17 protein-coding genes are annotated in these 17718 nt (G+C 40.0%); 4 read left to right on the top strand and 13 right to left on the bottom strand.

Annotated features, from left to right (window positions below; translation table 11 throughout):
• Window positions 1-426 precede the first annotated feature (426 nt).
• Window positions 427-891 (top strand): MarR family winged helix-turn-helix transcriptional regulator, encoded by a 465-nt coding sequence (locus FTV38_RS11490; RefSeq protein ID WP_180003047.1) that lies wholly within the window; start codon window positions 427-429, stop codon window positions 889-891.
• Between the two features lie 20 nt (window positions 892-911).
• Here FTV38_RS11490 and FTV38_RS11485 read toward each other — a convergent pair whose 3' ends face one another.
• On the bottom strand, window positions 912-1571 hold the full coding sequence (locus FTV38_RS11485) for an SOS response-associated peptidase family protein (RefSeq protein WP_078193721.1): 660 nt from the start codon (window positions 1569-1571) through the stop codon (window positions 912-914).
• 38 nt (window positions 1572-1609) lie between these two features.
• Here FTV38_RS11485 and FTV38_RS11480 point away from each other — a divergent pair, with 38 nt between their 5' ends.
• Window positions 1610-2596 (top strand): hypothetical protein, encoded by a 987-nt coding sequence (locus tag FTV38_RS11480; RefSeq protein ID WP_180022540.1) that lies wholly within the window; start codon window positions 1610-1612, stop codon window positions 2594-2596.
• An 82-nt stretch (window positions 2597-2678) separates the two neighbouring features.
• Here the strand turns inward: FTV38_RS11480 and FTV38_RS11475 are convergent, their stop codons facing one another.
• The 5 genes from FTV38_RS11475 to FTV38_RS11455 all read right to left on the bottom strand — a co-directional run bounded on the left by FTV38_RS11475 (window position 2679) and on the right by FTV38_RS11455 (window position 9730).
• Complete coding sequence (locus FTV38_RS11475) at window positions 2679-4121, bottom strand: aldehyde dehydrogenase family protein (RefSeq protein ID WP_180022539.1); 1443 nt, start codon at window positions 4119-4121, stop codon at window positions 2679-2681.
• 111 nt (window positions 4122-4232) lie between these two features.
• The gene (locus tag FTV38_RS11470) at window positions 4233-4709 is read right to left on the bottom strand and encodes a hypothetical protein (protein WP_180022538.1); all 477 of its coding nucleotides are present in this window, start codon (window positions 4707-4709) and stop codon (window positions 4233-4235) included.
• An 88-nt stretch (window positions 4710-4797) separates the two neighbouring features.
• Entirely contained in the window at window positions 4798-6960 is a 2163-nt protein-coding gene (locus FTV38_RS11465) for a malate synthase G (protein ID WP_180022537.1), read from the bottom strand.
• Between the two features lie 526 nt (window positions 6961-7486).
• Complete coding sequence (gene zapE, locus FTV38_RS11460) at window positions 7487-8638, bottom strand: cell division protein ZapE (RefSeq protein ID WP_111885050.1); 1152 nt, start codon at window positions 8636-8638, stop codon at window positions 7487-7489.
• Window positions 8639-8722: 84 nt separating this feature from the next.
• Window positions 8723-9730: an AraC family transcriptional regulator gene (locus tag FTV38_RS11455; protein WP_180022536.1), complete on the bottom strand. Its 1008-nt coding sequence runs from the start codon at window positions 9728-9730 to the stop codon at window positions 8723-8725.
• Between the two features lie 145 nt (window positions 9731-9875).
• Here FTV38_RS11455 and FTV38_RS11450 point away from each other — a divergent pair, with 145 nt between their 5' ends.
• Together FTV38_RS11450 and FTV38_RS11445 are read left to right on the top strand one after the other, a co-directional pair.
• Window positions 9876-11405 carry an NAD(P)/FAD-dependent oxidoreductase gene (locus FTV38_RS11450; protein ID WP_180022541.1) on the top strand — a complete coding sequence of 510 codons (1530 nt, stop codon included), beginning with the start codon at window positions 9876-9878 and terminating at the stop codon, window positions 11403-11405.
• Between the two features lie 49 nt (window positions 11406-11454).
• Window positions 11455-12363 (top strand): lysine exporter LysO family protein, encoded by a 909-nt coding sequence (locus FTV38_RS11445; protein WP_180022535.1) that lies wholly within the window; start codon window positions 11455-11457, stop codon window positions 12361-12363.
• A gap of 79 nt (window positions 12364-12442) precedes the next feature.
• On the opposite strand, the gene pyrF is transcribed toward FTV38_RS11445, so the two are convergent.
• The 7 genes from pyrF to tadA all read right to left on the bottom strand — a co-directional run bounded on the left by pyrF (window position 12443) and on the right by tadA (window position 17716).
• Window positions 12443-13123 carry an orotidine-5'-phosphate decarboxylase gene (gene pyrF / locus FTV38_RS11440; RefSeq protein WP_168378904.1) on the bottom strand — a complete coding sequence of 227 codons (681 nt, stop codon included), beginning with the start codon at window positions 13121-13123 and terminating at the stop codon, window positions 12443-12445.
• A gap of 240 nt (window positions 13124-13363) precedes the next feature.
• Window positions 13364-13729: a lipopolysaccharide assembly protein LapA domain-containing protein gene (locus FTV38_RS11435; RefSeq protein ID WP_078188931.1), complete on the bottom strand. Its 366-nt coding sequence runs from the start codon at window positions 13727-13729 to the stop codon at window positions 13364-13366.
• A 24-nt stretch (window positions 13730-13753) separates the two neighbouring features.
• Window positions 13754-14056 (bottom strand): integration host factor subunit beta, encoded by a 303-nt coding sequence (locus tag FTV38_RS11430; protein WP_067767464.1) that lies wholly within the window; start codon window positions 14054-14056, stop codon window positions 13754-13756.
• A gap of 162 nt (window positions 14057-14218) precedes the next feature.
• Window positions 14219-15898, bottom strand: a complete 1680-nt coding sequence (rpsA, locus tag FTV38_RS11425) for a 30S ribosomal protein S1 (RefSeq protein WP_168378903.1) — start codon at window positions 15896-15898, stop codon at window positions 14219-14221.
• Window positions 15899-16005: 107 nt separating this feature from the next.
• Window positions 16006-16689: a (d)CMP kinase gene (gene cmk / locus FTV38_RS11420; protein ID WP_180022534.1), complete on the bottom strand. Its 684-nt coding sequence runs from the start codon at window positions 16687-16689 to the stop codon at window positions 16006-16008.
• Between the two features lie 17 nt (window positions 16690-16706).
• Complete coding sequence (locus FTV38_RS11415) at window positions 16707-17138, bottom strand: SRPBCC family protein (protein ID WP_078188937.1); 432 nt, start codon at window positions 17136-17138, stop codon at window positions 16707-16709.
• A 26-nt stretch (window positions 17139-17164) separates the two neighbouring features.
• The gene (gene tadA / locus FTV38_RS11410; protein WP_078188939.1) at window positions 17165-17716 is read right to left on the bottom strand and encodes a tRNA adenosine(34) deaminase TadA; all 552 of its coding nucleotides are present in this window, start codon (window positions 17714-17716) and stop codon (window positions 17165-17167) included.
• Window positions 17717-17718: the final 2 nt, after the last annotated feature.

The raw sequence follows: 17718 nt of genomic DNA, 5'->3' as shown, positions 1-17718 counted from the left end.
ACTGAGGATCAGAAAGCTTGTTTGAATCGATGTATTTCATCCGCAGATTATGCACGAATGCTAAGAAATCCGGAGTGCAAATATTAACCAAAAAGAAGATCGTTTTTTGATTTATGAAAGAGATCTAATAGATTGTATGACAAATCTAATGAATTATTTATTTCTATCTTTTGGTAAAAAATATTAATATTCAATTCAAATTAAAAACGTATTTATTTTCACTACACTATCTATATACCTAACCTTAGTTTTAATTTCTTTTAAGCATTTAGACAGAATATCAATATAATCTATTTAGATAATCTAAAAATGAGATATCTTCTACTTTCTATTTTTTTATTGTGAACTCTTGCTATTACCCTCTATTTTTCAATAGAATGTTAAAACATTAAATAAAATTAAAACAAATATTCAGGGGACTCCTTTATGACAAAAAAGTATTCAAAATTTTTACCATCCACCGATGACTTTAGTTTAGAAAATTTTCCTTTCTACTGGGTCACTCAGGTTCATGCTCAATACGTTTTAAACGTTGACCATGCGTTGAAAAAATATGGTGTTGATAATTCACGTCGCCGTATCCTTCTCGCACTCAAGTCTAAGCCACATGCGAGCGTTTCGGATTTATCTGAAATGGTCGTGTCTAAAATGTCGACGACAACCAAGATTGTTTATCGCTTAAAAGATGAAGGCTTGGTAGATACCTATTCTTGTGAAGATGATGCACGTATTACCCGGGTTGTATTAACTGATAAAGGCACTGCAATGACACAGAAGATTAACGATCTAACGAATGTCGTTCTAGAGCAATCTTTTGAGGGCTTAACACCGCTACAAATTGAAAAAACCATGGAAAGCTTAAAGCACATCTTTAAAAACTTAGCTCGATAAGCATTTGCATCACCGAAATATCAATCGAAAAAGTTCAGTTGGGGACTGATTTTTTCGATTTTTATTTTGGGTGCGTGCGCACATTCAAACTCATCAACAGGAAAACCCTGTACAAAACTTTGGATGTTCGGTGATTTCCAGCTTAACCATTCCTCTAATCGCGCATGCGGAATCACAATCACTGAGCGTTTTACATTGCCCGGCTCATGAAAGTGTTTCATCATCTCATGCTGAATAGCGTCCATCGTAATCATGGTACTTGAACGTACAATCTCATCACCTTGTCTACAAATGTCATATAAGGCAGCGATGTAAAACGCTTCTCCATCTTTGCGTTTAACGCTCCAACGCTGTGGCTTATTATCGATATACATTGACTCATAAAATTCAGACACGGGTATCACGCCAAACTTACATTTTGAGATCGCATTAATAAAAGTAGGCTTTTGATACAAAGTTTCATTTCGAGCATTATAGGTTTTAAGTGCGATTGATTTGTCTGCGGCCCATTTAGGCACCATGCCAAAATTCACTTTTCGCCACTCTAACCCTTGTTCAGACTTAAAGAGTAACGGCAAATCATAATTTGGATAGACTTCCTCAGGATATTCAAAGCTGATTTCAGGCAAGTTTTGAGACTTTAATTGCGATAAGGTAATCGGTTTGAAATTAGCACACATATTTGCCATAATCCGCAAAAAATCAATCTTTATAATAAATGAAAAATCTAGACCGAAGTCGCTTTATCGTTTTAATTCTAATTTCAAGCCTATATTCAACCGCACATGCCGCAAAAGTCTCTGTACATACCGTTTCATTTCTACCTTTTAGTCTCGACGCGCTCTATCTCAACGAATATCCATTTAAACAAGACCTAATCAATGAGACTGAGATTCCGGCAGGCAAGTACCGCATTCAATATAAGCATTTTCGCAATCAGCAAATGATCAGTTCGAATCACTGGGTTACGGTCAAAAATCTTCCCAACACCCAAGAACAACAATTTTCATTGGTCATTTTGCCTGATGGTGAAGTAATCAATGTCTCTGATTTTAAAATTACATCTCCAGAGATGTTTCCTGAAACCCGTTTTGCAAAACGTGCTCAAAATAGTTATCGCTTGATGCAAAATCAGCAAAGACAAAGAGATCAGTTTGGCGTGATTCTTCCTGACGTAAATGAAGCCCATACGACGGAATTGGAAGATCAATTTGGCTGGTTTACGGTGAACGAAGATGAAGGGCGTGTCAGGACTAATTGTACAGGCACGTTTAAAATCAATCCTCAAGATGCGCTCCGCTATTTCACTACTGCAAATTCAGCTCTTCAGTTTAATTATCAACAAGGAAACAAAATACATAACGCATATTTAGCGTTTAGTGATAACAATCCGCTTATTCCAATCGAAGATCGAACAATTCATGAGGCAACAGATTACAAAAATGGCTTGAAGTTTGATGTGTATATTCACAATATCCAAAAAATGAAAACCGAGAGTATTTCTTCTAATTATTCAATCTACAATTACAAGGTTCAGGTCAAGCTATATATGACGGCCTTGCAGCGTAAACCTATGCTGTTGATGAATCACAAAATGTACTATCAGGATAATTGTTCAAGTCAGGATATTGGCGCTTTTCTGTATTACAAAACACGTTGGAGTCGTTTTTGGGACTATATACTTCCTGATATTTCATGGAAATAAACTAGAGAAGTCCTGCTCCTGCGCAACAGAACCTGTTGTGAAATCTATTGCACAAGATAAAATAGACTTCATTTTGTGTATTTTAAGCGGGGAAAGTCTGCCAATGGGTGCGGGTAAATTCCTCAAATATCCACTCACCATTAAAACGGCCAAGGCCTGAATTACGTTCACCACCAAAGGGTGCATTAGAATGATCCGCCACACTGATGCCATTGATATGCGTCATGCCTATATCGAGTTTGGCAGCAAACTCTCCGCCGCGCGCTAAGTTTGACGTACATACCGCACTCGATAAACCAAATCGGGTTGAATTTGCCAATTCTAGTGCATGCGCTTCATCTCGCGCTTTTAAAATCGGCAAGATTGGCCCAAAGCTTTCTTCTAATGCAATATCAGCATGTGCATCCACATGGGTGAAAATATGCGGTGCAACCAATTGACCTTCAATACCCCCCGCGTAGGCTAAAATTGCATCTTGCTGAATGGCATTTTGAATAATGGTTTTTAATTTATCAACCTGCGCCTTGTTGATGATAGGCCCTATGAGGGTTTCAGTAGCATTTGGATCACCGACCACAATACTTTTTACCCGCTGAATCAATTTTTCAACATAAGCATCGTGCAAGGATTCATCCACAATCACTCGATTGGTACTCATGCAGATTTGCCCTTGATGCAAAAAACGCCCCATCACGGTCAGTTCAACGGCTAAATCTAAATCTGCATCATCTAAAATCACTAAAGGCGCATTGCCGCCAAGTTCCAGCGCTAAACGCTTAATCCTTGAACTTCCTAGTGCTTTCACCCCGACCTGCTGACCCACTTCAGTTGAACCTGTAAATGAAATCATTTTAGGCACAGGATGCTCTACAAAGTAGTCGCCAATTTCACTGCCGCTGCCTGCAACGACATTTAACACGCCATGCGGCAAACCCGCCTCTTCAAATAATTTTCCAAGCAACGTTCCACCTGTCACTGGCGTGTCGCTTGCAGGCTTCAGCACCACACTATTGCCGCAGGCAATCGCAGTCACCACAGAGCGCATCGACAAATGAAATGGAAAATTCCACGGGCTAATCACCGCAATGACACCCAAGGGTTTGCGCAGTACAAAACTCTTTCGGCTCGGGTCTTTACTCTCTAGCTGAGTAGTTTGCATTTTTTCAGGAAAAAGCAACGATTCTTGGATAATGCCGAGCGCTGCATCAACTTCAATATTGGCTTTTAAACGTGTACTTCCTGATTCATCTATCAGCCATTGAATAATTTCTTCTCTGCGCTGCTGAATGGTTTGGGTTAATTTAGTGATGACTTGCTGACGTACTTCAATGGGCTTGGTCACTTCTGATTTAAAGGCAGCTTCTGCCGCACTATAAGCACTGTCTACATCGACACTGCTGGCTGCCTGCAATTCAAAAATCTCTGCTTGGCTAAAGGGATTGATATTCTTGATGTGACGCGTTGAAGTCCCTGCTCGCCACTGCCCACCAATATATTGCAAATCTAATGCGGTATAAGCTGACATCGTTTCCATCCCATTTTTATCATTCATTCCAATGTAAAGGCTTCAGCATCGAAAAGCTATGAGAAAAACAGGATGAAGCTTATTCCATAATTTATTGTACAGCGCTATAACCTAAACAGGATGATGAATCTGCCGCATCGCTTTATAGATTCGCCAATAAATATAACAGCTAATGATGACTTCAAAACTTAGATCTTTAACTGTGGTGAGTTGCTCAAGCGCAGCCTCCTCCATGTTAACGGTCAACATGGGTAACAGCCCTTCGATGACAATGCCGATGGCAATAAAGAGGACTAAACTCTGAATCGTCACCGGCAGATACAATGCAATAAAGCGCTTTAAAAAATCTCGGCCTTGCTCGCCGCCATTGGCTTTAAATATGGCATTCACCCAGCTAATCAGCAGACCAACTTGTAAAACAAACGAAGCCCAAGCTTCTGTAGGTTTGGATTCTGGGGTTAACGTCAGTGCTAAGTAGCTAAAGAAAATCAATATTGAGCTGGCAATATAGTAGTTTTTATAATGGGTTTCAGAGACTTTATTCAGTCTTATATCATCCACCAACCGATTTACATTCCATAAATACATGGAGTTTCCTTTTCATTTTTTATGTCGACATTCTAACTTTCTCAAGCAATAAAAAAAGCCTCCGAAGAGGCTTTTTTTGATTTACAGATTAGTCACCTGTATAACCTTTTAATTTTAAACGGTAAGCATGAAGAAGCGGCTCTGTATAACCAGAAGGCTGCTCGCCACCTTTGAATACTAAGTCATAAGCAGCTTTGTATGCATAACCATCAAAGCTTGTTGCCATTGGCGTGTAAAGTGGATCGTTGGCATTTTGCTCATCCACAACTTTCGCCATGCGCTTAAATACTTCTTCAACCTGCTCAGCAGTTACGATACCGTGACGTAACCAGTTCGCAACGTGTTGAGAAGAAATACGTAAAGTTGCACGGTCTTCCATCAAACCAACGTTGTTGATGTCTAGTACTTTTGAACAACCTACACCCAAATCAACCCAACGAACAACATAACCCAAGATACCTTGAAGGTTGTTTTCGAGTTCTTTGGTTTTCTCTTCTTCAGACCAGTTTGTATCTGTCGCTAAAGGCGGCGTTAACAAGTCATCTAAAGATAGCGGCTGAGTATTCAACAACTCTTTTTGACGCTCAGAAACATTGCACTGATGGTAATGGATCGCGTGAATTACAGCGCCAGATGGAGACGGAACCCATGCACAGCTTGCGCCAGCTTCTGGATGCTCAATCTTAGTTTTGTACATATCAAGCAACATATCTGGTTTTGGCCACATGCCTTTACCGATTTGCGCTTTACCACGTAAGCCGGCTTGAAGACCGATCATCACGTTACGGTTTTCATATGCAGGGAACCAGATTTGAGACTTCACTTCGCCTTTACGAACGAATGGACCTGCTTCCATGAAAGTATGGATTTCATCACCCGTACGGTCCATGAAACCTGTATTAATAAAGATCGTACGATCTTTCGCTTGCGCGATACAGTTTTTCAAGTTCACAGAAGTACGACGTTCTTCGTCCATGATACCGATTTTCAAAGTCTTCGCAGGTAGACCAAGCGCTTGTTCAGCACGCTCAAATAATTCAACTGCAAATGCAACTTCTTCTGGACCATGCATTTTTGGTTTAACGATGTACATAGAACCTTTACGAGAGTTCTTGTTTTCGTTTTCGCCTTTAATGTCTGCAAACGTCAATAACGGTGTGATCAATGCATCCATGATGCCTTCGTAGATTTCAGCACCATCTACAAGGATCGCAGGGTTTGTCATCAAATGACCTACGTTACGAAGCAACATCAATGAACGACCGTGAAGCGTAGTTTCACCACCGATCAAGTTTTTGTGCGTACGGTCTTTGTTCAATGTACGAGTAACGGTCTTACCATTTTTCTCGATTGACTCAGAAAGTGTACCTTTCATTAAGCCTAACCAATTACGGTAGCCTTCAACTTTCTCTTCAGCATCAACTGCTGCAATTGAGTCTTCTAAGTCTTGAATTGTGGTTACTGCAGCTTCAAGAACTAAGTCTTTAACGCCCGCAGCATCAGTTGAACCAATTGGGCTCGTCGCATCAATTTCAATGATTACATGCAAACCATTGTTTAAAAGTACGATTTCAGTTGGCGCAGCTTCGTCACCATTAAAACCAACAAACTGAGCTTCTTTCGCTAAAGTTGCAGTTGAGCCATCTTTTAGGCTTACAACTAACTTTTTGCCTTCTACTGCATATTTAGTTGCATCTGCATGCGAACCATTAGCTAGCGGGAAAGTTTCATTTAAGAAGTTTTTAGCAAATTCGATAACTTTTGCGCCACGAGCTGGGTTATAGCCCTTACCTTTTTCCGCGCCGCCTTCTTCAGAGATCACGTCAAAACCGTAAAGAGCATCGTAGAGTGAACCCCAACGTGCGTTCGCAGCGTTTAAGCAGTAACGTGCATTACGCACAGGTACTACCAATTGCGCACCAGCCAATAATGCGATTTCTTCGTCTACATTTTCTGTGCTGATTTGGAAATCTTCTACTTCTGGTAATAAGTAGCCAATTTCAGTAAGGAAAGCTTTGTAAGCTTCGAGTTCAAATTTGTTGTTGCGGTGCCATTCATCAATTTTAGCTTGAATGTCGTCACGCTTAGCCAATAGTGCTTTGTTCTTTGGGCTAAGATCGACAACGACTTGTTCAAAGTTTTTCCAGTAAGTTTCACTGTCTAAACCTGAACCCGGTAGTGCTTCATTTTCGATGAAATCGTAAAGTTCTTTAGCAATCGCTAACTTGCCTTTTTGAATACGTGCAGTCATTGTCTTTCCTGATATTGCTATTTTTTATAACAAGAGATTCTAGTATACCCATTTATACTTTGCTGAATAGTACTATCACATTCCTAAATAATGATCATTTTCTATGTAATGAAATACCCTCATCATTCAACATAATAAAGATCAGAAATACGACGTCATCATCAGCCTGAATACCTTTTTACAGTGTATAAAGTTTTTGAAATGTCGAAATTAGACTTAAGTGCAGAATTTTGTTCTAAAACTGAACAAATAGACCCAAGCGTCAAACAAACTCACTCGATTAAGCCATGAAATGCTGCCAATGTCGATGCTACAACTTCAACCAATCAGTTTAAATTTAACGCTTTTATCGATGAATTATTAAACAGCCATACTTCTTATTTAATGATGCTTTTATCATGAGACTTTGCTTTAACTTCTATTGTTCGTTCCACAGCTTTTCTTAATTTATACATGTTTTCTAAAACTAAAAATCAAAAAAAAAGAACGCCATCAAGACGTTCTTTTTTCATTCCAACAGAAACGCTTAATTTTCTGCCGTAGATTCTGGTGCATTGATTTGACGGTGAGAGGTATGTAGATAATCATCAGATTGCATTTCCAATAAGCGCGAACGTGTACGCTCAATTTCAAATGCCAATTTTTCACCTTGATATAATTCAATAATCGTATCTTCTGAAGTAAGCAACAACTTCACACCACGGTCATAAAACTCATCAACTAGATAGATAAAACGACGAGTCCCTTCAGACAAATAATCCGTCATGTGCGGCACATTACTCACTAAGACCGTATTATAAATATTGGCAATTTCAATAAAGTCCGCTGGACTACGTGGTTTTAGGCAAAGCTCAGAATATTCACACCACAGCACATCTTCCGTATGACCAATGGTTTCTACAATACGCTGATTAATAATAATTGGCTCTTGTGAAACCGTTTGGGTTTGCGTTAATGCTGTAAAACGCTGTGCCATCCACAACTTATGTTCATGTGTTAAAGGCGACTTAAACAACTGCGCTTGTTTCAATACACGTAAACGATAGTCTACGCCTGAGTCTACATTTAAAATCACACAGTTCTTTTTTACCATTTCGATGGTTGGGATAAAACGGTCACGGTGGATCCCGTTTTTATATAAACCATCTGGTGCGATGTTAGATGTTGCAACAAGGGTGATCCCACGCGTAAATAATTTTTGGAATAGATCACTCAAAATCATTGCATCCGTGACATTGGATACAAAGAATTCATCAAAGCAGATCACGACTGCTTCTTTATAAATTTGGTCGGCAACAAGGTCTAGTGGATTACGCTGACCTGAAAGCTTATTTAATTCACGGTGCACGTACTGCATAAAGTGATGGAAATGCATACGTGTTTTGCGTCGAAATGGCACAGAATCATAAAACTGATCCATCAGCCACGTTTTACCACGTCCTACACCGCCCCACATATACACCCCTTTCGGTGCAGTTTGACGACGGAAACGACGAAACGCTTTTTTAGAAGCCTTAAAACGTTGGATTAATTCTTGCCAAACTCGATCCAACTCATGCACCGCTTGCGCCTGTTCCTGATCTGGTAAAAACTGACCAGATGCTAAGGCTTGAGCATAACGCTCAGCCGGTGAAATCGGAGTAAATGCGGTGTTGTGTGGTGACTGAAAATCTGACATATCATTAAATACTTTTTTGGGCTAAATGAATTATAACGAAGAATAAACTCGAAGATATAACACTTTGGCAGTAAAGCGCATTGGCTATTTATTATATTGTCTCGGACTATGCCCAAACCAACGTTTAAACGCATGATTAAACGCCGCAGGTTCTGAATAGCCGAGCAATTCTGCAATCATTTCAATTGAATATTCATTATATTCAATCATACGGAGTGCTTTATCTTTAATAATATCTTCACGAATTTGCTTATAACTGGTATTTAACTGTTGCAGTTGATGACGCAAAGTTCTTTCAGGCAAGTTCAACGCTTGAGCAGTTGCTGCCATACTTGGCATCGCACCACTTTGTAATTCCAAATAATCTTGGACACGCTGAACCAATGATGGCGCATCTTCATCGGCGCTTAAACGCTCTAACTCTGCGATACATTTCGACTCATATAATCGAAAAGTAATAATATCAGCGGATGGAATTCGAATATCTAAAACATCCTCATCAAACCAAAATGCCGCAAATGGCGCGAAAAAGCGAACTTGTGAGCCATAATAATCTGTAAACATTTTTAATTTTTCAGGATCTTTGGGTTCAGCAAACGGCAAATCAATTTGAACTTGCGGTGTAGATAGCCCCATCATTTTGTACAGATCACGGATGAATTTATACGTTCCTGAAATCTCTGACTGTGCCAATAATGCACCCAGTGGCGCATACACATCTTGCGGTTGATAGCATAAAGCCACTTTATGCTGACTGATTTGCAAACTTAAACGCCCAGTTAGATGCGTCAACTGTTGAAAGCGAATCCCCTGATTTAAAGCTTGGCGTAAAGTATCACTGGTGACCAATAACATCAGCAAAGGGCCATAACCCGCCAACGTATAATGCTGACCAATAAATAAACCTTGCTCAGGTTCTACATCTTTACCAATGACTTTCAGTACATCCCACTCCAAACTTGGATGGATCACTGAAGTTGGATCGAGTGCATCGACACGCAGCCCAATAGTTTGCAAACGTTGATCGACATCTACGCCTGCTTTTCGCATTCCTTGTACTAAATACATCAGGCTTAGAATAGATCGTTTCATAAATCGTAAAATGACATTAAATTTCTTCTTTTTTACTACAAATTTGCAATTATGAACATTGCCGTTTCGATCAATTTTTCTGTCACCTCAATCATATTGTTCTGGTTATGAACTCAAGTATTCTTAGCTTGGAATTAAAAAAATGATGCAGGAAGCGCAAACAAAAACAGTGCAAACCCCAAACGCCAATTCTGAAATACATACACAAATCGCCATCATCGGCGGTGGTTTTGGTGGTATTGCTATGGCGATACGACTTTTACAACAAGGTAATCAAGATTTTCTGATCCTCGAAAAAGCCAATGATTTTGGTGGAACCTGGCGTGAAAACCGCTACCCTGGCGCTGCGTGTGATGTGCAATCACATATGTATTCGCTTTCTTTTGCACCCAAAACAGATTGGTCAAAACGTTATGCTGAAGCGCCGGAAATATTTGACTATATCCAACAGGTCACCCGTGAATATAATTTAAAACAATTCTGTCGCTTTAACAGTGAAGTGCTTTCAAGCCAATACAATGAATCAACCTGTGACTGGCATTTAGAACTTAAAGATGGCGTTAAAATTATCGCTCAATACGTGATTTTTGCATCTGGCCCGCTACATGTCCCGCAAATTCCACACATTCCGGGCATTGAAAAATTTAAGGGTAAAGTGTTTCATTCTTCGCAATGGGATCATCAATATCCATTAGAAGGTAAAAAAGTCGCATCGATTGGTACAGGCGGCAGTGCCATCCAATACATTCCAGAAATCGCACCACAAACACAGCAACTGTATGTTTTTCAGCGTACCGCGGCTTGGGTCATTCCACGAGATGAACGTAGTTATCATGGTTTAGAAAAATCATTATTTAAAAAATATGATTGGTTTCGAAAAATTCACCGCGCTCGCCTGTATTGGACCAACGAATCACGTGTCGTACCAATTGTTAAACCAACCACCATGAAATATGCGCAAAAACTGGCAGAACTGTATATTAAATACCAAGTCAAAGATGCTGAACTTGCCAAGAAACTAACGCCAAACTACATCATGGGTTGTAAACGCATTTTAATTTCTAATAAATACTTTCCAACCTTTAATCGACCTAATGTGGAATTGGTCAGTGATGCAATACAAGAAATCACTGAAAATGCCATTATTACCAAAGATGGAAAATCCCGTGAAATCGATTGTCTGATCTATGGCACAGGCTTTATTACCGATCCAAGAATTTATTTAAAATCATTTAAATGTATTGGTGAAAATGCTCAAGAACTCAAACAAGTTTGGCAAGCTGGCGCAGAAAGTTTTTATGGCATTTGCACCAAAGGCTTTCCAAATCTATTCCAATTATTAGGCCCCAATACCGTACTTGCGCATAATTCAGTGGTATTTATGATTGAGGCACAAGTCGATTACATCTTACAAATGATGCAATTGGTTTCAAAATCTAATGTTCAAGCCATCGCTGTCAAAGATCAGGTGCAAGACCAATTTAACACTCATGTACAAGACATGCTTGATGGCACGGTATGGCAATCAGGCTGCGTAAGCTGGTATCAACAAAATGGCGGTAAAAATTTTGCACTGTGGCCAACTTATACATGGAAATATTGGCTGGCTACTCGAAAAATAAATCCAGCCGATTTTCGACTCCTCAGTAAAACAAAATCTAGTCATGCAGCTTAAGCAATAACAGGTCATAATAGGCAGGTATTCATTATCTGCCTATTTTTGTATGCAATCTTTCTGGCTGATTTTCCAGCTCTTGGCCTGTTTAGGGCTTGGTTTTATTCTTGCACGTCGCCTACCCACTTGGCTTGAAAAAATCGCCTTTAAACTGCTGCCGTATTTTACTTATATTTTGTTATTTGCGATTGCGATCGAATTTTCTGAAACATTACACACTATTCCAGCACCTCTGCAAATCCTTTCTTCATCAGTACTTATTGCACTATTGACCTCAGTGGGTGCTTTTATTTGCTGCTATATTTTATTTAAGCTTTTAGGCTATAAACCCAGTCATGGCAAAGTGTCCATGCAGTTAGTGACAAGCTCACTCATCAATATTAGCTATGCTTTTATTGCATTAGGTTTAGGTTATGCTTTTGCCGAAATTGCAGCACATTTTAGTCTTCAGCCACATATTAGTACTTGGGATCTACTTTTAGTCTTCATGTTTCTGATTGGGCTTGATCTCGCCTACTCACCGCTCGATCGTTCTTGGTTAAATTGGAAAATTCTACTTGTTCCACTCGGCTGTATCGTCGGTTCACTTTTGGGCGCTTTTGCTGCTGCCTATCTATTGCCACAAATCAGTTTGAAAGATTTGATTATGTTGTCACAAGGCTACGGTTTCTATTCGATGACAGGCATCGTCGTGACTGAATTAAAGAATGCGCATCTAGGCAGTATCGCGCTGATGAATGATTTATTCAGAGAAATTTTTGCGATTGTATTTATGTATATTATTGGCTGGCGCTACCCACGCTCTGCAATTTCATCTGCGGGTGCAACAGCTATGGATGTCACCCTACCCATGGTCAAACAAGCCTGTGGTAATGATTTTATTCCACATGCTATGGTCAGCGGCTTTATCCTTTCTGTACTTGCACCAATATTGGTGAGTATATTGGCGGCTATCTAACCCCTCACCTAAATCCTCTCCCAAAGGCAGAGGACTTTCTCTCTCCCTTTGGGAGAGAGTTAGAGAGAGAAGGTAAATATTAAAGTGTCGCTAAAATATCTTTTAAAGTCTGACGCATATTGTCCGATTTGGTAATCGGACGACCAATCACCAAATGTGTAGAACCATCGAGCATGGCTTGTTTAGGTGTCACAATTCGTTTTTGATCATCAGCAGCAGAACCCGCAGGACGGATACCCGGTGTCACTAAAGCAAACTCAGCACCCAAAGTCTCACGCAGCATTTTTGCTTCTTGTGCCGAACACACTACACCATCTAAACCACTTTCTTTCGTTAAAGTCGCAAGACGTTTCACATGTTCAAAGGGTTCAACATCTAAACCTAAATCAGCAAGATCTTCACGACCCATCGAGGTCAAAACAGTAACAGCAATCAGCTGAGTATTGTAATTGCCTGCTTTTAGGCGCTCTACACAGGTTTCCATCATTTTACGACCACCTGATGCATGAACATTCACCATCCACACACCCATATCCGCAGCTGCACAAACTGCTTGCGCTGTAGTGTTTGGAATATCGTGGAATTTTAGATCTAGAAATACTTCAAAACCTTTATCATGCAATGCCTTAACGACACTTGGACCCTCATGGGTAAATAACTCTTTACCAACCTTAACTCGACATAATGCAGGATCTAACTGCTCTGCAATTGTAAGTGCGTCATATTGGCTTTTAGCATCTAGTGCAACGATGATACTCAAGAGACTTACCCTTCATTTTGACAAAATTAGTGCATTATAAATGGATTCAACTTGATCAGAAAGCTATAAAACTCATGTTATTTGAAATGATTAATTTTAATTGACCTATCTCATTATTTTATTTGAGATAAGCGTTTTATTTTTTCAGCCCATAAAAAAACACCCCGATGATCCACCGGAGTGTTAAATATAAAATTTAAATCTACTCATAAAAGTAGTTAATTTACTTCTAAAACCCAATTATAACGGGTTAGAAGGACGCTCATTCGCATCAATATCTAAAACTGTCTTTTCATGACGCGTATGTGCAGCCGCTTCAGCAGCAGCCAGTTGAGCAGTTTGAATTTGCTCTTTGCGTAGGCGGTCAATATCTTTACGTAGACGTTTAATTTCCCAGTTATTTTGAAATACTCGAAATACTTGCACTGCCAATAAAAGACCTAACACCAAACCTAAAGACAAGGTTAATAGCAATAAAAGCCCTAAACGCATTGCAGGCACTTGTGTAAATAACAAATCGACTGAAAGTTCAGTTCCGTTTTGCAGAACCAAAGCCAATGAGTATCCAAATAGAACCAGTAAAATTACGACCAATACGTAACGCATAAACACCCCTAACAATGTTTTGAATTAGTTTGCAGATTCGTTTACCGCATCACGTAAAGCTTTACCAGGTTTAAAGTGCGGTACAGCTTTTGCTGCAACTTCTACTGATTTACCTGTTTTTGGGTTACGACCCACACGTGGTTCACGGTGATGTAATGCAAAACTACCAAAACCACGGATTTCAATTCGGTTGTCTGTAGATAACGCTTCGATCATTTGATCGATCATTATCTTAACGGCCTCTTCCACTAAGGGTTCAGCTAAGTGTGGGTTTTTAAGAGAAATACGCTCTATTAAGTCAGACTTATTAAGTGCTTCAGTAGTCATCTGCGACCTCTTTAATTATCAAGCTACCTAGGATCAGTTTCCTGATAATAACCTGTTTAAATACAAAACGGTAGCGTAATAATCACTTACTACGCTACCGTTACAGTAATTGTGTAAAAAATATTAATTAATTTACATTAATAATACAATTCAAACACTTACTTAGTGGTTCATTTGAGCTTTGATCAAATCACCAATAGTCTTAGGACCATTGTCTGAAGATGCTGTAGCTGTCTTGTTCAAGTTAGCTACCGCTTCTTTTTCTTCAGCTTCGTCTTTCGCTTTGATAGACAAGTTGATAGAACGTGATTTACGGTCTACGTTGATGATTTTAGCTTCAACTTCTTGACCAACTTCAAGGAACTTAGTTGCATCTTCAACGCGGTCGCGGTTGATTTCAGATGCTTTAAGAGTCGCTTCAACTTCGTCAGCTAACTTAACAGTAGCGCCTTTAGCGTCAACTGCAGTTACAGTACCTTTAACAAGCGCACCGCGTTCGTTAGCAGCTAAGAAATCGTTGAACGGATCGCTGTTCATTTGTTTGATGCCAAGGCTGATACGGTTGCCTTCAGCGTCTACTGAAAGGATAACCGCTTCAACTGTGTCACCTTTCTTGTAACGACGGATAGCTTCTTCGCCTTGTTCGTTCCAAGAAATGTCAGACAAGTGAACTAGACCATCGATACCGCCTGGTAAACCGATGAAGATACCGAAGTCAGTGATTGACTTGATCGTACCTGAAACTTTTTCACCTTTGTCGTGTTCTTTAGCAAACTCTTCCCATGGGTTAGCACGAGTTTGTTTGATACCAAGAGAAATACGACGACGCTCTTCATCAACTTCAAGAACCATAACGTCAACTTCGTCACCGATCTGAACAACTTTAGATGGGTGGATGTTTTTGTTAGTGTGGTCCATTTCTGAAACGTGTACTAAGCCTTCAACGCCTTCAGCGATTTCAGCGAAGCAACCGTAGTCAGTTAAGTTAGTTACACGAGCTTTAACGATAGAACCTTTAGGGTAACGGTTCATGATCGCTAACCATGGATCTTCGCCTAATTGTTTAAGGCCTAAAGATACGCGGTTACGTTCGCGGTCGAATTTAAGTACTTTAACAGTAACTTCTTGACCAACTTCAACAACTTCTGAAGGGTGCTTGATACGTTTCCAAGCCATGTCAGTGATGTGAAGAAGACCATCAATACCGCCAAGGTCAACGAACGCGCCGTAGTCAGTAAGATTTTTGATAGTACCAGTAACTGTTTGACCTTCTTCAAGCTGAGCAAGAAGAGCTTCACGGTCAGCTGAAGATTCAGCTTCCATAACAGCACGACGAGATACAACAACGTTGTTACGTTTAGCATCAAGTTTGATTACTTTAAATTCTAACTCTTTACCTTCTAAGTGAGTAGTATCACGAATAGGACGAGTATCAACTAAAGAACCTGGAAGGAACGCACGAACTGGACCGATGTCAACAGTGAAACCGCCTTTAACCTTACCAGAGATAACACCAGTAACGATTTCGCCGTCTTCAAAGATTTTTTCAAGTTTAGTCCAAGTTTCAGCACGTTTCGCTTTTTCACGTGATAAAACTGTTTGACCCATACCGTTGTCAAGAGCTTCAACAACTACGTCAACAGTGTCGCCAACTTGAACTTCAAGTTCACGTTGTTCATTTAAGAATTCAGCGCGGTCAACAATACCTTCTGATTTAAGGCCAGTGTCAACTGTTACCCAGTCAGAGTCGATATTTACTACAACGCCTTGGATGACAGCACCCTTTTCAACGTTGAGGTTTAATTCGCTTTCTTCAAAGAGGGCTGCAAAAGATTCGGTCATGATATACCTAGTAAAGTCAGCGGTCTTGGATCAGACAAGGCCGGTTTAATTAAGCGTCTACATAGTCCGTATAAGACTGATCAAGCTATGCTTCTGCTGAAAATTCTTTAGTTTGCTAATTGCTGATCGATGTAATTCGTCATCAGCGTAAATACCTCATCAATACTCAAAGTTGAACTATCAATGAAATAAGCATCTGGCGCAGGCTTGAGTGGAGCGACTGTGCGTTCCATATCTCGCTTATCACGCGCTTCGATATTAGCTAAAATGTCGTTTATTTTAACATCCACGCCCATAGCCTGCAACTGATTTACACGGCGCTCCGCACGGGACTGAGCAGAAGCCGTTAAATAAATCTTGGCTTGGGCATTTGGAAAAATCGTTGTTGCCATATCACGGCCATCTGCAACCAAACCAGGTGCTTGGGCAAAGGCATGCTGACGTTCTAAAAGCGCAGTTCTAAGTACAGGAATTGCAGCAACTTTTGAGGCATACTCTCCGACTCTCTCTGTACGGATAACTTTTGAGACATCTTCACCGTCTAAAAGCACTGAAACACCTGTTTCATTTGTCACAAATTGTATGTCTAAATTTGTTGCAATTTTTACGCACTCATCGAGCTTTGAGTCTAATGCATCAATTAAGTCTTGCTTATGCAATGACAATCCCAACAGACGATATAACGCACCTGAATCGAGTAAGTGGAACTGATAATGTGCCGCAATTTTTGCTGCCAATGTTCCTTTACCTGAGCCACTTGGGCCATCAATTGTAATGATTTGAACTGTCATTGCTCTTCCACTTTTGTTTATACGGTTTTTGCAAGTTTTGAAAAACCAATTTTAATCGCTGACTTCAGTTGCGCAAGGATTAATTGACTAACGAATGGCGCACGCGCCTGTAATTCAATCGTATAAGTGACTAAAGTACGCGCAGCATCGATCGCTTCGAATTGAATCACACCCAAATGATGTTTCACCAATGGGTTTTTAATAATTTTATATTCAATGCGTTGGTTTGGCTCAAGTAAGGTAATTTGCTCTTGTAACGGCTTCACTGGCCCAAAGCCCATTCGGCGCACTGAACCCACACCATCAGGACGCTCAGGATCTGCTGAATCTTTGACACGCACCACTTGAATCGGTGCAAAAGCCACGTTATAGGTCGAATGTTTTGAAAGTAAGTCAAAAACCTGCTCGACTGGTGCATTAAATTCTTTTTTTACTTGAATGGATTTCATGGTGTACCCTATTTTATTTGACAATATTAATTGTCAGTAGAGTTTACTTGATTTTTTAAATTAAGTTCAGTCAAAGTGGCTTTTTCCTGTAACTTCATCAGTCGTTTTTGTTCACGACGCATTTTAAAAAAATCACTTAATTGTTGGGAGCATTGCTCTTGTAGGCAACCATGCTCAAACTCAAAGATATGGTTATAGTAGCCTGAATTTAATAATTGACGCGAACTGACCAAAGAACCTGCTTTAGGCTCAGTCGTCGCAAATACCACACGTTTAATTCTCGAATGTACCAAAGCACCCACACACATTGTGCATGGCTCCAATGTTACATATAAGGTTGCATCATCGGGTAAACGGTAATTATCGATATTTAAACAAGCTTGACGCAAAGCTTGTACTTCCGCATGTGCGGTGGGATCTTTCAGAGAAATCGGCGCATTAAACCCTGCACCTATGACTTGATTTTGACTCACAATGACTGCGCCTACAGGAATTTCTTGCAATTCGGCAGCTTGTGCAGCCTGCTCGAAAGCAAGCTGCATCCAATGTTCATCACTATATAAGTTTGGTTCAGACATCA

Source organism: Acinetobacter sp. YH16044 (genome assembly GCF_013417145.1).
Lineage (GTDB): Bacteria > Pseudomonadota > Gammaproteobacteria > Pseudomonadales > Moraxellaceae > Acinetobacter > Acinetobacter amyesii.
Note: the sequence above shows the minus strand (reverse complement) of the source record. Positions and strands in the feature narration are given on the sequence as shown.